Source organism: Bacillus sp. M13(2017) (assembly GCF_002218325.1).
GTDB classification, from domain to species: Bacteria; Bacillota; Bacilli; order Bacillales; family Bacillaceae_G; genus Bacillus_A; species Bacillus_A thuringiensis_K.
On the sequence record NZ_KZ268512.1, the window covers coordinates 118,815 to 134,231 of the forward strand.

Sequence of the window (15,417 nt, forward strand, 5' to 3'; positions counted from 1 at the left end):
AAAAGGATTATTTTAATGTGTAGCGTTCTGAACGCTTTTCTAACATCTGTTGTACGATTGATAATAAGAAACAAATAACCCAATAAATAAGACCTGCCTCAAAATAAACAATTAAAAACTCGTAGTTCATCGCCGCAATTTCCTGCGCTTTTCGGAACATTTCTGTTACTAAAATTAACGATGCTAATGAAGTATCCTTCACTAAGCTAATAAATGTATTCGAAAGCGGCGGGATTGATACGCGCGTTGCTTGTGGTAAAATAACACGTTTTAATGCTTGTGGATATGTCATCCCAATTGTGTAAGCTGCTTCCCACTGCCCTTTCGGGATGGAAAGGATAGAAGCACGAATAATTTCAGATGCATATGCACCGACATTTAATGAAAATCCAACAACTGCTGCTGTATATGGCTCAACTTCAATATTAAGAGTTGGAAGTCCATAGAAAATAATAAATAATTGTACAAGAAGTGGCGTTCCGCGAATGATAGATACATAGATACGAGCAATCCATTGTAAAATACGACTACCAGAAATACGTGCGAGCGCTGTTAACGTTGCCAGTATAATCCCGATAATAAATGTAATAAGCGTTAATGGAATTGTTGTAAAAACAGCTTCCTTCAGCATAGGCATGAAGGAAGTCTGCATAATATCTATCCAAGTAGACAATCGATCTGAAACCAATGCACTACTTAGATACATTTTCACCGAACCATTTTTTCGTTATTTTGTCATACGTACCGTCTTTTTTCATATCATCTAACGCTTTATCTACTTCTTGTACAAGCTTATCGCTACCTTTACGGAATAAGAATCCACTTTCTGAAGCTTCTTTTGCAGTATCTACAATTTTAATTTTTGCATCTTTTTTCGTTTCTAAATAATTTAATACTGATAACTTATCATTAATTGTAAAATCAACGCGTCCTGAAGCTAATAATTCTGCCGCTTGGCTAAATCCTTCTACACCAATAATTTCCGCACCATTTTTCTTAGCGATATCTGCATAGTTACTCGTTAAAGATTGTGCTCCTTTTAATCCTTTTACATCAGCAAATGTAGCAGGCTTATCTTTATCTTTTGCAATAACTAATGCCGCTGAAGATGAAACGTATGGCTTAGAGAAATCGTATTTCTTTTGACGATCTTCACGAATACCAACTTCGTTTGCAACCATATCGAAACGTTTTGCATCAAGGCCAGCAAGTAAGCTATCCCATTGTGTTTCTTTAAATACAGGTTTTACACCTAAACGTTTTGCAACTTCTTCTGCTAATTCAACGTCAAATCCAGTTAATTTATTGCTTGAATCGTGGAACGTAAATGGTGGATATGTACCTTCTGTACCAATTACAAGTTCACCGCTTTGTTTAATCTTTTGTAACGCGTCTTGACTAGCTGTATCTTTTTTCTCTTCTTTACCGCAGCCGGCTACAATCCCGATCGCTAATGTAGTTACTGCAAGCACTGAAAATAATTTCTTCATGATAGTAATCCTCCAAGTATTCTGATAGGAATTTAAAAACTATATTGATTGTATGCAATCTTGAACAATTTTTCAATGAAAATGTTCTTATTTAGTTTATCCTTTTTCTTCATAATCAAACAAAAGGGAAAAATAACGCTACATACAAAAAATAAGTAACATTTTTTAATATAGCATTTATGGAGAAAAAGGTAAAACAATACTTCTTATTTAACTGTCGTAATTTGCTAAAGAGTCGACATGTTCATCAATAAAAAAGAACTTGTGAAAATCACAAGTTCTCCCCCGTACATATTAAGCACTCTGATTACCTTCCATTTGCGTTTTGTACATATCGTAATAACGCCCGCGCTTTTTCATTAGTTCATCATGAGACCCTTTTTCTAAAATCGTCCCTCTATCGAGCACAATAATTTGATCTGCGCTTTTAATCGTTGAAAGACGATGAGCAATAATAAATGTCGTTCTTCCTTTTTTTACAACTTCCAATGCTTGTTGAATCATCGCCTCTGTTTCTGTATCAATACTAGACGTTGCTTCATCTAAAATTAAAATAGCGGGATCAAAAGCAAGCGCCCTAGCAAACGATATAAGCTGACGTTCTCCGGTTGAAAGTGTACTTCCCTTTTCTGTAATTTCTTCATTTATATTGTTCGCAAATCTTTCAGCACCGACATCATGCAATGCTTTTATGATACGCTCTTTTGAAATTTTTTCGTTTTCTAAGCTTACATTAGAAGCAACCGTTCCGCTGAAAAGAAACGGGTCTTGCAGTACGATTCCCATATGCTCACGAGTTGCTTGTTTCGGCATTTCTTTTACATCGTGACCATCAATCGTAAGTTTCCCTTTTTCAAACTCATAAAATTGAAAGAGTACATTCATGATGGAACTTTTTCCTGATCCAGTATGACCGACAAGTGCCACTGTCTCGCCTTGTTTCGCTTCAAAAGAAATATTTTTTAACACTTCATCTTTTCCATTATAAGAAAATGATACATTATCAAATTTTACATTTCCTTTTAAACGAGGCATACGTTCTTCTTCTACCGCTTCTCCTTTTTCCTCTAACAATTCAAAGACACGTTCTGATGCAACGCGCGCTTGCTCTAAGTTTGCAAGCTGGTTCACCATATTCGTAATTGGCGAGAATAATCGTGTTAAATAATCGACGAACGCATACAGTACCCCAAGTGAAATAATACCTGTAGCACTTAATGACGCACCGCCGAAATACCAAATTACTCCTGTGAAAGCGATATTTCTTAATACGGCTACTAAGTTATGCGAAGTTGCTGCATTTAAATTTAAAATTTTATTTTGATACTTAAAATAATCGCCATTTAATTCTTCAAACTCTTTTTTCGTTTCACGCTCTTGACGGAACGCTTGAATAATTGGCATCCCTTGAATGGATTCATTCACTGTTCCGTTAATATCAGATAAACGCGAACGCATTTTATGATTGTATACAGACGCATATTTTCTATATAAAATGGCCCAAACAATTAAAATCGGGATAATTAACAAACATAATGAAGCGAGCTTCACATCTAGTAAAAATAGCGCAGCAAATATCCCAATAATATAAATGATACTAGAAACGAATGTTGCCAGCACCGTTACATATAAATCACGAATGGCCTCTGTATCATTCGTCACACGCGAAACAATTTTCCCCGCCGGTAAATGATCAAAATACCGAATCGGCAACGTTTGAATATGAGAAAACACATCTTCCCTCATAATTTGAATAATTTTATTCGCCGCCTTCTGTAAGAAGAATTGCTTTCCGTATGCAAATAATGATACGACTACTAGTAAAGCGAAATAGCCACCACCAAGCAATAATAGACGGTTTATTTCCGGTTTATAAAACGCAAACACTTCTTCTTTCGTTAATGCTTTCGCTTTATACACTTGCACCGCCTTACCATTTTGAACGGTAATCATCCCCCCTTTTACAGTACGTGATCCTTCAATATTCACTTTATTCGGTACAAAATAATATTGAAAACCAACTTGCATCACACGTACTTCTTTACCTTTTGTCTCGCCTTGCTGGAAGCGATCACTTCGCTTATAAAAGGCGCCATTATACGAAACAGCTTCTTCACTCTGTTCTGTTTCATACCAAGGTTTCTCTATCCCGACGATATGATCGTCAATCATCGTTTTAGCGACGAAAGGACCGGCAAGCTCTGCGATGACGAAAATAAATAACATTAACATCGCTGCAAAAATCGTCCCTTTCACTTTCATCGCGTATTGAAATAATCGTTTTGAAACGCTCATATTTTCACCCCACTATCCGCACTTTCACTTTCACCTTGTTGTCTTTCAAACTGCTCAGCATACCAGCCTCCCTTTTGGATAAGCTGAGCATGCGTACCTTCTTCTATAACTGCGCCTTCATCCATAACGAGAATCCAATCCGCATGTTGTACGGCAGATAAACGATGCGTCGTAATAATCGTCGTCTTTCCGCTTCTTTCCGTTCTTATATTTTCAATGATCGCTGCTTCCGTACGAGCATCTACAGCTGATAAAGAATCATCCAAAATTAAAATTTCTGGATTTTGAATAACAGCTCGCGCAATCGAGATTCTTTGTTTTTGCCCTCCTGATAAAGAAACACCCTTCTCTCCAACGAGCGTTTCTAACCCTTCTGGTAAAAACTCTAAATCCTTTGTAAACGCCGCGATTTCAATCGCTTTCTCGAGTTCTTCTTCCGTCGCTTCCCTATTTCCAAATAAAATATTTTCCCTCGCTGTTTTTGAGAACAAAATATGTTCCTGCGGTACATATCCAATCCAACCGAGCACATTTTCATTTGTCATTTTATCTAGCGTCACATCAGAGACTGCAATATCCCCATCTCCAAGCGGATATTGACGAAGAAGCTGACGTACAAGCGTCGTTTTCCCGCTTCCTGTTTTTCCAACAACCCCAAGCGTTTCCCCTTGTTTTAATGTAAACGAAACCTTTTTTAAATTTGTTTCAGTTGATGAAGGATATGAAAAGGTAACATCATCAAACTGAATATAATCCGGCTCTTGTACAAGCTTTGGATGTTTCGGATCCTTTACATCTGGTTCATACGCTAATGTTTCATTTACACGGTCTAATGAAGCATTTCCTCTTTGCATAACATTAATTAATTCACCAATTGCAAACATCGGCCAAATCATCATCCCTAAATACACGTTAAATGAAACAAGTTCACCAAGTGTTACCTTTGATTGAAATACAAGATATGCGCCGTACACTAAACCGATTAAATAACTAAGGCCAACAAGCATTTTCACAGTTGGTTGGAATAATGCGTCAATTCTCGCTACTTTCATATTTTTTTCGTAGACGTCATCTCCTAAGTGATGAAATCTTTCCTCGTCTGCATTCTCTTGTACGTATGCACGAATAACGCGCACACCAGCGATTGATTCAAGCACTTTATCGTTCATATCACCAAACGCATCTTGCGCAACTGTAAATCTTTCATGCAATTTCTTTCCATATATATTCATCGCATACGCCATAATTGGAAGCGGGATAAGCGCCGCAAATGTAAGCTCCCAACTAATTGTAAATCCCATCATAAAGACAATCGTAAGCATATATAAACTCGAATCCACGAGCGTTAATATACCAAAACCAGCTGTCATAGCGATTGCTTTCAAATCATTTGTCGCTCTCGCCATTAAATCACCAGTACGATTTTTTTGATAAAAAGTCGGCGTCATCTTAAGTAAATGCCCCATAAATTTAGAGCGCATCGTTTTCTCAAGTACGAATGCACCTCCAAACAATTGATGTTGCCATACGAAAGTAAGACCATACCCAACGATTGTAACCCCTATTAAAATAAGAATAGACTGTATAATAGCTTCGTTTGATAACGTTCCTGTTTTTATGTTATCTATCGTAACCCCTAACACTTTCGGGGGAATCACTTCAACTATATTCACAATTAAAAGAGCTCCAATGGCAATACTATATCTCTTCCAGTGCTCTTTAAAAAACCATTTTAACTTTAGTAATACTGATAACAATGTAACCTCTCCCTTCTCGTTCTCGTTTACTTCTCATTTCTTTATCCACTATCCAAACCCATTACATTTACATTTCGTAACCCATACAATCTCATCACATTTGTCCACCTTCCAAAGTTTTATATAGGAATATGGAAAATAAACAAAAAAAAGCATACCGCCGCTTGACGATATGCACAAAAATGCATAAAAAGCGTACGTTACGATATACGCAACGTACGCTTTTTATAAGACAGAGAATGCCTTATATATCCGCACGGGTTGCGTAATGATATGAATGTTTTCTGCCATTTAACAGAGCTAAACCCATTACATTTACGATTACAATCATTACGCACACCCCTTTCATTTATTTTCCATTTATAATCTTACAACTTTATTGAGTATTCTGTCAATTATTTTTTTTTACAGATCGAATGAAAATATACGATACATCATTTTGAAATAAGGGAATGTTCTGTAAGAAAGGGCATACAAAATAAAAAAATAATAAGAAATCGTTTTCACAAACATTTCATTTGAAAAATGTTATCAAACCCCCTACAATCACCTTATACTCACTCTTACAAGTTGCTATTTTAGGAGGACTAATCATGACAACTAGCAATACGTACAAATTTTATTTAAATGGAGAATGGAGAGAAAGCTCTTCAGGAGAAACAATCGAAATTCCATCTCCATACTTACACGAAGTAATTGGACAAGTACAAGCAATTACTCGCGGAGAAGTAGATGAAGCAATTGCATCTGCAAAAGAAGCTCAAAAATCATGGGCAGAAGCTTCTCTACAAGATCGCGCAAAATATTTATATAAATGGGCTGATGAGCTCGTAAATATGCAAGATGAAATTGCCGATATCATTATGAAAGAAGTCGGTAAAGGATATAAAGATGCGAAGAAAGAAGTTGTTCGTACAGCTGACTTCATTCGTTACACGATCGAAGAAGCTTTACATATGCACGGAGAAAGCATGATGGGCGATAGCTTCCCGGGCGGTACAAAATCTAAACTTGCGATTATCCAACGCGCACCACTTGGTGTTGTATTAGCAATCGCACCGTTTAACTACCCAGTAAACTTATCTGCTGCAAAACTTGCACCAGCATTAATTATGGGTAACGCTGTTATTTTCAAACCAGCAACTCAAGGTGCAATTAGTGGTATTAAAATGGTGGAAGCACTTCACAAAGCTGGCCTTCCAAAAGGTCTTGTAAACGTAGCTACAGGACGCGGTTCTGTAATTGGTGACTACTTAGTAGAACACGAAGGCATCAATATGGTATCGTTCACAGGTGGTACAAACACAGGTAAACATTTAGCGAAAAAAGCTTCAATGATTCCACTTGTATTAGAACTTGGTGGTAAAGATCCTGGTATCGTTCGTGAAGATGCTGACTTACAAGATGCTGCAAACCATATCGTAAGCGGTGCATTCTCTTACTCTGGTCAACGTTGTACAGCTATTAAACGTGTACTTGTACACGAAAACGTAGCGGACGAGCTTGTTAGCTTATTAAAAGCGCAAGTAGCTGAACTATCAGTTGGATCTCCAGAACAAGACAGCACAATCGTTCCATTAATCGACGACAAGTCTGCTGACTTCGTTCAAGGCTTAGTTGACGATGCTGTTGAAAAAGGTGCTACAATCGTTATCGGTAACAAACGTGAGCGTAACTTAATTTACCCAACATTAATCGACCACGTAACAGAAGAAATGAAAGTTGCTTGGGAAGAGCCATTCGGCCCAATCCTTCCAATCATCCGTGTTTCTTCAGATGAGCAAGCAATTGAGATTGCTAACAAATCAGAGTTCGGCCTGCAAGCAAGTGTCTTCACAAAAGACATTAACAAAGCATTTGCAATTGCTAACAAAATCGAAACTGGTTCTGTTCAAATTAACGGACGCACAGAGCGCGGCCCTGACCACTTCCCATTCATCGGTGTAAAAGGTTCAGGTATGGGCGCACAAGGTATTCGTAAGAGCCTTGAGTCTATGACACGTGAAAAAGTAACTGTATTAAACTTAGTTTAATCTTATAAAAAGAAGCTGATCTATTTTTAGATCAGCTTCTTTTCTATATATACTTCCAAAAAACAGAGTAGTTAGTTCTACTTCCGATTTGGTTTTCCAAATCGAACTAAAACATGCCATAATAATTTTAATTCCTGAAGCACTTCTTCATAAGTACCACGATCACTCCAAGATAATGGATTGCGTTTCAAATCCACTACAGCAGAGCCAATTATATTGGCATCGATACAATGATTCCGTGCAATGCGTCTTGCTAAAGATGGCATTTTTGAACCTCTAAAATCCATCGGAACTTCGTCTACCATAAGTACAAAACCGATGTGCCAATACAAATCAATCGCATACTTCAGGCAAATTTCTTCTAAAACTTTTCCTATATCCGTACCCTTAAATGAAGGATCTACAACAAGCACCTCTACGTCTTCTTTAAGAGAAATCTCTCCATGAATTTGCGCTTCAATATAATGATTAAGATTACGGGCTGGCTCTTTGCTTACTAAATCTATAAACGGCCTTTTCAGGTTACCCAGTAAATGATTAATTAATATTGTCGGAGTCAAATTCCCTTCACCAATTGCAAAGTCTCTTACAAATGTCTCTTCCAAAAGAGCAGCTAAAATCATATCAAACTCCTCATAAGTCCCCTTTTCTTTCGGATCTTGATGCGAATCTAAATACGTATATGTAGAGCGCGAAGAAACTTTTGAAGATAAGAGAAAATAACATGAACCAAAACGTGGAGCCGGCCCATCTGGATGTAACATTAAATTTAGCGCTCCATATTTTGGCCGTTGATCATTCGTTACGCCTTCTAATTGATATGCTCCTCCAAATATTCTCTTTTCCCAAAGGTCACGTTCACCACCAGGGTAAGCAGATACGCTTCCATTAGATAGCAATGTTTCAAACTGACTTTTATATATTCCTTGCTCAAACAGTGCTTCAGCAACACTTTTCATACTCGAATCTAGTCTGTCTGGATGAAAGTGTAAAGCAATCCGTGCATGAGATTTTAAATTAGCGACAGCTTCTTCAAATATTTCATCTGTAATATTAGACATTTTAAGTATATGATTAATTGTTGCTTTAGCCCCACGTTTTTCGTTCTCTGCATATTTTGAAATATACTGTAAAGCAAATAATTGAGATCTTGATAATTCCATAATCAAACCTCTCCTTTAATTAAAATGACCTTAATCATTTCAATTAAAAGCTTATTCTTTCCTTCTTATGAAACGAACGTGATTTATTAAAAAAGTAATTTACTAAATCTTAATTATGCATACACGCATTTTTCATGGGTAAATGTACACATTCTACAGAAATTTGATACCCTAGCCATCGCTCAGCAATATGTTCAAATAATAAAACAGATCCCGTTGTAAAAAAGTGATGCTTCGGATTCAGATTGTCAGACAAAATTCCTTTGTGCTGTAAAATTGTGCTTAACTCTATCGCTGTTTCTTCTGCGGAACTAATAATCGTTACATCTTCTCCTAGTTCTCTTTTAATCACAAACTCTTCTCTATAATCTGATTATTACTATATCCATTGACGTATAAAAATACATTTGTTACTCTTAAAGACGTTAATTTAATATTTAAATCCTCATTCGTATCTCGGTGAGGTAGAGGTTGCAATCATTAAGAGTATCATTTCAGGAGATGTAGTGGCATTGATGAAGGAATGAGAAAGGAATGGTTGCCGAAGTAAGTCGTGTCCACCATGCACGCTTGCTGGGTCTGCATTTAATAAGTGCAGAACTGTCACAAACGTTTCGTTTGTGGAGAGCTATCGAGAGGTATGTCGTGGGTTTCTTATAAGATAGAAAGCATGTAGCGGCAAATTACGTGCTTTTTTTGTTTTGTTTGGGACTTCTCTTCCTGACTCAGGAAGACATACATATCTCCTCGCTTGACTTGGTTATACTAACTTTGGAGGTATTTTCTATGCAACAAAAAAAATGGGGCTTTTGGGTACTAACAGCTTTCGTTGTCGGTAACATGGTTGGCGCTGGTATTTTCATGGTGCCAAGTACGTTGGCACAAACAGCAAGCCCACTCGGTGTCACTTTAGCTTGGTTAACTACAGGGTTTGGTGTTTTAATGCTAGCTCTTGTTTTCGGTAATTTAGCAATTCGTCGTCCTGATTTAACGACAGGGCCACAAAGTCATGCATATGCTTTATTCTCAACACCAAAAAAGAAAAAAATGGCTGGTTTCAGTATGGTATGGGGATATTGGGTTGCAAACTGGGCAAGTAACGTTGCCATCATTACATCATTTGCGGGATATTTATCACTCTTCTTCCCAATTATGAAAGATACGCGACTACTATTTTCAATCGGTTCGTTTAACGTAGAAGTCGGAAAACTAATTACATTTACAATTTGTTCCATCTTACTTTGGGGAACTCATATTATATTAACAAACGGTGTAAGCGGAGCTGGAAAGCTAAACTTTTTAGCAACAACAACGAAAGTAACTGGATTCCTTTTATTCATCGTCGTTACGTTATTTGCATTCGAAGCTTCTAAGTTTGGACAATGGTACACACCGATGATTGATAAATCAGGTGCATCACACGGTCTTCTTTCACAAGTAAATTTAGCTGCTCTTACAACGCTTTGGGCGTTTATCGGAATTGAATCAGCCGTTCTTTTATCAAACCGTGCTGTTTCTCCAAAAACGGTAAAACGTGCAACAGTTGCGGGATTACTTATTACAGTTGCAATTTACTTAGGAATCACAATTTTAACAATGGGTGTACTTCACGTTGATACATTACAAGCTTCTGAACGTCCATTAGCAGATGCATTAAATGCTGCAATGGGTCATGGCGGCGGGAAACTGATGGCATTACTTGCTCTTACTTCCCTGTTCGGTTCTATCTTAGGCTGGATTTTATTAAGCTCAGAAGTCCCTTATCAAGCAGCAAAAGAAGGTTTCTTCCCTTCCTTCTTCGCAAAAACAAATAAAAAAGGAAGTCCAATTTACTCATTACGATTAACAAACATTATGTCGCAAGTATTCCTATTCTCAACATTATCAGGAACCATTGCGGAAGCTTATACATTCGTTATTACCGTATCGACACTGGCCTACCTCATTCCATATCTCGTTTCACCAATCTTCCAGTTAAAACTAGTCGCAACTGGTGAAACATATAAAAATGAAATGCGGGCAAGAATTACAGATGGCATAGTCGCAGTTATCGCACTTTGCTACGCACTATGGGTTATTAAAACGGGCGCAGCCGATATAAAAACGTTCCTTCTCGGAATTGGTTTATTCGTAATCGGCTTTGCCTTCTATCCATTAATGAATCGTGATCAGAAAAAAAATAACGAAAAGAAAGACGGGCAAGTTGCATAACGCAATTTGCTCGTTTTTTCTTTTACAAAACATATATAATAGAACAAAGAGGTGAAAAACATGTCAATCGAATCACTATGGAACAGCCGTTTCCAACAACATATTCAAAATATCATTACATACTTTGCACGTATGATTAACGGTTTACTATATAGCTTTATCTTTATTTCATGCGTTGGCGCATACTACTATGCTCAGTTTCTAAAAACATCTCCTTCTAAAGGAATATCTTTACTACTCATCACGATTGTACTTACATTCATTATAACGAGATGCCCTATTCGTACATTTATTCAGAAACCTGACGCTGTCTATTTACTAGCACTAGAAGAGAAATTAACTTCTTATTTCAAAAAATCTCTTCTATATAATTACATCATTCAGCTTTTCCCATTATTATTTACGTTCCTTATTCTCGTTCCGCTTGCACTGCAATCATTACAATTAACGATACCTTTCTTCTGTACAATCTTTCTCGTTTTAATGGTTACGAAAGCTTGGAACATATACATACATTGGATGTGGCGTGATAGTCACGAAAAAAATATATGGCTGATCATTCGTATTGCTTGTAACGCCCTAGTCATTTATATGCTGTTTTATGTAGCAAATGTTCTCATATTAGGCGGATTACTCTTACTACTTGCTTTCCTACTTCTATACACGAAAAAACAGCCTACAAAACGAATACCGTGGGATTACATAATCGAGCAAGAAGAAAAAATGAACGTTCGTTTCTATCAATTTGCTAGCATCTTCACCGATGTTCCGCAACTAAACAAGCAAGTAAATAAAAGAAAATGGCTTACAACTTGGATTGAACCTTTATTACATAAAAAACGAGCAACTTTCTTCTATTTACATACACTCGCATTTTTACGAGGGAATGATTATTTCGGTATATATATTCGCTTAGGGCTGATTGGTGCCTTCGCCTTATATTTTATACCAAACATATACGTAAAGGGCGCTATCGCTTACATCGTCCTATATATGATTTCTATGCAGCTCCGTTCCCTATGGAAATATTTTTCGGGAAATATTATTGTAGCATTATATCCAATTGATACTGAAAAACGACTGAATCAATTTCTTCACTTAATCTTTATATCGCTAAGTATTCAACTCATTGTATTTTCAATTGTTATACTCATTGCTACGGGACAATTTTTACATAGCCTTATCATTATGATTATCGGGTTACTCTGGATCAAATTTATTATTGTACCAAAAACGAAGCAACGTGTTTCCTCGTTTTAACGAAAAGAATTATCTTAAACGCCAAGGAGAAAATAAATTTTCTCCTTGGCGTTTTATTTTTTTCCTCAAACAAGAATCACCGGAACAACCGATATTTTATGATTTTACATACAAAAACGATAATACATGTTTACGTCCTAATAAAAAGGGTATCTATTAAATTAACAGAGTAAAGGAGGGGCCTATATTGTGAATAAAAAAACGGAACAATTGAAGCATCACGTTACTGACAATCAATACAAACATGCTTTAACAACAAACCAAGGAGTAAAAATAGCCGAAGATGAATTTTCTTTAAAGATGGGCTTAAGAGGCCCAACCTTAATGGAGGATTTCCACTTTCGCGAGAAAATGACCCATTTTGATCACGAGCGAATTCCCGAAAGAATTGTTCATGCACGCGGAGTTGGCGCTCATGGTTATTTTCAGCTTTATGAATCGTTAGAAGCATATACGAAAGCAGATTTTCTTACAAATCCTTCAAAGAAAACACCTGTATTTGTACGTTTCTCAACCGTTCAAGGTTCTAAAGGATCCAACGACACAGTAAGAGATGTACGCGGATTCGCTACAAAATTTTATACAGATGAAGGAAACTATGATTTAGTAGGCAATAATATGCCAGTATTCTTTATCCAAGATGCTATTAAATTCCCTGATTTTGTCCATGCAGTTAAACCAGAACCACATAATGATATTCCTCAAGGAGCTAGCGCTCATGATACCTTTTGGGATTTTGTTGCACATAACCCTGAGTCCACGCATATGGTCATGTGGCAAATGAGCGACCGTGCTATTCCGCGTAGTTTACGAATGATGGAAGGTTTTGGAGTTCACACATTTCGACTCATTAACGCAGAGGGAAAAGCCCATTTCGTAAAGTTTCACTGGAAACCTGCCCTTGGGGTTCATTCATTAGTATGGGATGAAGCTCAAAAGATTGCTGGGAAAAATCCTGATTTCCATCGTCAAGATTTATACGAAGCAATTGAAAAAGGCGATTATCCGGAATGGGAGCTTGGATTACAGTTAATTCCAGAAGAAGATGAGCATGCATTTGATTTTGATATTTTAGATCCAACGAAATTATGGCCGGAAGAAGAAGTTCCTGTAAAACTAGTTGGTAAAATGACATTGAACAAAAATGTTGATAACTTCTTTGCGGAAACGGAGCAGGTAGCTTTCCACCCTGGTCATGTCGTACCAGGTATTGATTTTTCAAATGACCCTCTTCTGCAAGGAAGATTATTCTCCTATACAGATACACAATTATCTCGTTTAGGAGGACCTAATTTCCATCAAATCCCTATTAATCAGCCTGTATGTCCTTTTCATAATAATCAACGTGATGGTATGCATCAAATGCAAATTCATCGTGGTCAAACAAGCTATCATCCTAATGGCTTAAATAATAATCAACCAGCAACAGTCCAAGCAGAACAAGGAGGATATGAGCATTATCAAGAAAAGATTGATGGACATAAAATTAGAGGGCGCAGTAAAAGCTTCCTTAACTTTTATTCTCAGGCTAAACTTTTCTATAATAGTATGAGCCCTATTGAAAAGCAACATATAAAAGAAGCTTTTTGCTTTGAAGTTGGGAAGTGCAAATCAGACATGGTGAAGGCAAATGTAATTGCTCTTTTAAACCACGTCGATCGTCAATTAGCACAAGAAGTCGCTAACATTATTGGAGCTCCTTTACCTAAGGAAAATCACGAAGTAAATTCAGATGCAAAATCACCTGCACTCAGCATGTCCAATACTATTTTTAAAGCTGATTCCAAAAATGTTGCAATTCTATTAAATGGTGACCCAAGCATCTCTCTTCTGTCCGAATGGATTCAAGCTTTTGCACAGCATCGAATTAACTATAGCATCATAGATAATAAAATTTATCATTTCAATAATTCCATTAAAGTAACGGATACTTATACAACAGCAGACTCCTCACTTTTTGATGCAGTATTAGTGTTTAGTAGTAAATCTGTCATTCAACCCCCTGTTTTAGAATTTGCAGAAACTACTTTTAAACATTTTAAACCGATAGCTCATGTCCTTAGTGACCCTCATGCTTTAGACCATAGTAAGGTGAAACTGGATGGAGCAGGAGTTTACAACTTAACAAACACTTCAATTGAGTCATTTATAGAAGGCATTGCCCAAGGACGATTCTGGAACCGATAATATAATGTAAGGAGCGGATTAGAATGAGTAAAAAAATTGCTATTTTAATAACGGATTATTTCGAGGACACAGAATACACAGAGCCAGTAGAAGCTTTTAAACAGAAGGGATATGAATTAACAACTATTGAAATGGAAAAAGGTAAAACGGTACACGGTAAACAAGAAAAAAGCGAAGTCGTAATTGATAAAAATATTGATGGTGTTTCTCCAGAAAACTTTGATGCACTCTTCATACCCGGCGGATTTTCTCCAGATATACTTCGTGCAGATGAGCGTTTCGTTCGCTTTAGTAAAGCATTTATGGATGCAAAAAAACCTGTTTTCGCTATTTGTCACGGACCTCAGCTACTCATCACTGCACAAACACTTGAAGGACGTGATGTCACTGGATATAAATCTATTGAAGTCGATTTAAAAAACGCCGGCGGAAACTTTCATGACACAGAGGTTGTCGTATGCCAAAACCAGCTAGTCACAAGTAGACAACCAGAAGATATACCGGCGTTTATTGAAGAATCATTGCGTATATTAGGATAGTTATTATAGGTTAACCAAAATAGCTGTTTAGCTACTTTGGTTAACCTTTTTATTTGTATGAAAAATAAAAAGGAATGTCATTTTTAATGGCCTGCGAATTCCCCCCTTCTTTGTCCCCAAATTTCTAATCACTTTTCATAGGCATTTCTCATATAGTGAAAATGACTATACGATTCCTATCCATAAGTTAAATAATGATTTTACACATATATAAATACAAGAGATGGGAGCCTAACTATGAACAACAATCCACCTTCAACGCCCCAAGACAACTCCGAAAACAATAGCCGTGACATTACACTGCAAACATTAAGAGTCATCAGACTCGTCGTCCTTATTAGTGGTTATATCCTCGTCGCTCTCTCTGAAGTAGGTGAGCTGAAAGTCTTATTAACGAACCCAAATAGCAATCCTGATTTAGCTGAAGTTGATCCGTTTTAAAAGCCATGTGAAAAGCGATTTCTAGCATCGCTTTTCATATC

General features: G+C 36.9%; 11 protein-coding genes, 1 pseudogene and 1 riboswitch. Of the genes and pseudogenes, 6 read left to right on the forward strand and 6 right to left on the reverse strand.

Going from position 1 to position 15,417, the window contains the following annotated elements; translation table 11 throughout:
* Nucleotides 1–7: 7 nt before the first annotated feature.
* The 4 genes from CGQ22_RS23855 to CGQ22_RS23875 all read right to left on the reverse strand — a co-directional run bounded on the left by CGQ22_RS23855 (nucleotide 8) and on the right by CGQ22_RS23875 (nucleotide 5,542).
* Nucleotides 8–706, reverse strand: coding sequence for an amino acid ABC transporter permease (locus CGQ22_RS23855; RefSeq protein ID WP_000281499.1), 699 nt, complete (start codon nucleotides 704–706; stop codon nucleotides 8–10).
* Nucleotides 693–1,490 (reverse strand): amino acid ABC transporter substrate-binding protein, encoded by a 798-nt coding sequence (locus tag CGQ22_RS23860; protein WP_000732841.1) that lies wholly within the window; start codon nucleotides 1,488–1,490, stop codon nucleotides 693–695. The genes CGQ22_RS23855 and CGQ22_RS23860 overlap by 14 nt, the downstream gene beginning before the upstream one ends.
* A gap of 294 nt (nucleotides 1,491–1,784) precedes the next feature.
* On the reverse strand, nucleotides 1,785–3,785 hold the full coding sequence (locus tag CGQ22_RS23870; RefSeq protein WP_000116656.1) for an ABC transporter ATP-binding protein: 2,001 nt from the start codon (nucleotides 3,783–3,785) through the stop codon (nucleotides 1,785–1,787).
* Entirely contained in the window at nucleotides 3,782–5,542 is a 1,761-nt protein-coding gene (locus CGQ22_RS23875) for an ABC transporter ATP-binding protein (protein WP_089149451.1), read from the reverse strand. Before CGQ22_RS23875 ends, CGQ22_RS23870 begins: the two co-directional genes overlap by 4 nt.
* Before the next feature lie 593 nt (nucleotides 5,543–6,135).
* On the opposite strand from CGQ22_RS23875, the gene gapN reads away from it, so the two are divergent.
* Complete coding sequence (gene gapN / locus CGQ22_RS23895; protein WP_000213634.1) at nucleotides 6,136–7,575, forward strand: NADP-dependent glyceraldehyde-3-phosphate dehydrogenase; 1,440 nt, start codon at nucleotides 6,136–6,138, stop codon at nucleotides 7,573–7,575.
* A gap of 77 nt (nucleotides 7,576–7,652) precedes the next feature.
* Here gapN and CGQ22_RS23900 read toward each other — a convergent pair whose 3' ends face one another.
* Together CGQ22_RS23900 and CGQ22_RS23905 are read right to left on the reverse strand one after the other, a co-directional pair.
* A complete protein-coding gene (locus CGQ22_RS23900; RefSeq protein ID WP_089149452.1) occupies nucleotides 7,653–8,738 on the reverse strand; it encodes a DUF3626 domain-containing protein in 1,086 nt (361 codons plus the stop codon).
* A gap of 109 nt (nucleotides 8,739–8,847) precedes the next feature.
* Nucleotides 8,848–9,096, reverse strand: a pseudogene (locus CGQ22_RS23905) (glutamate racemase); the annotation flags it as partial.
* 99 nt (nucleotides 9,097–9,195) lie between these two features.
* Nucleotides 9,196–9,377, forward strand: a riboswitch (Lysine riboswitch).
* 147 nt (nucleotides 9,378–9,524) lie between these two features.
* Between CGQ22_RS23905 and CGQ22_RS23910 the strand changes: the two are divergent.
* The 5 genes from CGQ22_RS23910 (at nucleotide 9,525) to CGQ22_RS23930 (ending at nucleotide 15,376) form a co-directional block, all read left to right on the forward strand.
* Nucleotides 9,525–10,949, forward strand: a complete 1,425-nt coding sequence (locus CGQ22_RS23910; RefSeq protein ID WP_001186306.1) for an amino acid permease — start codon at nucleotides 9,525–9,527, stop codon at nucleotides 10,947–10,949.
* A gap of 60 nt (nucleotides 10,950–11,009) precedes the next feature.
* The gene (locus CGQ22_RS23915; RefSeq protein ID WP_089149454.1) at nucleotides 11,010–12,209 is read left to right on the forward strand and encodes an ABC transporter permease; all 1,200 of its coding nucleotides are present in this window, start codon (nucleotides 11,010–11,012) and stop codon (nucleotides 12,207–12,209) included.
* 189 nt (nucleotides 12,210–12,398) lie between these two features.
* A complete protein-coding gene (locus CGQ22_RS23920; protein ID WP_089149455.1) occupies nucleotides 12,399–14,396 on the forward strand; it encodes a catalase in 1,998 nt (665 codons plus the stop codon).
* A gap of 23 nt (nucleotides 14,397–14,419) precedes the next feature.
* The gene (locus CGQ22_RS23925; protein WP_000037535.1) at nucleotides 14,420–14,935 is read left to right on the forward strand and encodes a type 1 glutamine amidotransferase domain-containing protein; all 516 of its coding nucleotides are present in this window, start codon (nucleotides 14,420–14,422) and stop codon (nucleotides 14,933–14,935) included.
* Between the two features lie 237 nt (nucleotides 14,936–15,172).
* The gene (locus CGQ22_RS23930; protein WP_002163857.1) at nucleotides 15,173–15,376 is read left to right on the forward strand and encodes a hypothetical protein; all 204 of its coding nucleotides are present in this window, start codon (nucleotides 15,173–15,175) and stop codon (nucleotides 15,374–15,376) included.
* Nucleotides 15,377–15,417: the final 41 nt, after the last annotated feature.

Bases quoted from the DNA above. Each gene is read 5' to 3' on its own strand.
- CGQ22_RS23855 (WP_000281499.1), bottom strand. From the start codon at position 706: ATGTATCTAAGTAGTGCATTGGTTTCAGATCGATTGTCTACTTGGATA.
- CGQ22_RS23860 (WP_000732841.1), bottom strand. From the start codon at position 1,490: ATGAAGAAATTATTTTCAGTGCTTGCAGTAACTACATTAGCGATCGGG.
- CGQ22_RS23870 (WP_000116656.1), bottom strand. From the start codon at position 3,785: ATGAGCGTTTCAAAACGATTATTTCAATACGCGATGAAAGTGAAAGGG.
- gapN (WP_000213634.1), top strand. From the start codon at position 6,136: ATGACAACTAGCAATACGTACAAATTTTATTTAAATGGAGAATGGAGA.
- CGQ22_RS23900 (WP_089149452.1), bottom strand. From the start codon at position 8,738: ATGGAATTATCAAGATCTCAATTATTTGCTTTACAGTATATTTCAAAA.
- CGQ22_RS23910 (WP_001186306.1), top strand. From the start codon at position 9,525: ATGCAACAAAAAAAATGGGGCTTTTGGGTACTAACAGCTTTCGTTGTC.
- CGQ22_RS23915 (WP_089149454.1), top strand. From the start codon at position 11,010: ATGTCAATCGAATCACTATGGAACAGCCGTTTCCAACAACATATTCAA.
- CGQ22_RS23925 (WP_000037535.1), top strand. From the start codon at position 14,420: ATGAGTAAAAAAATTGCTATTTTAATAACGGATTATTTCGAGGACACA.
- CGQ22_RS23930 (WP_002163857.1), top strand. From the start codon at position 15,173: ATGAACAACAATCCACCTTCAACGCCCCAAGACAACTCCGAAAACAAT.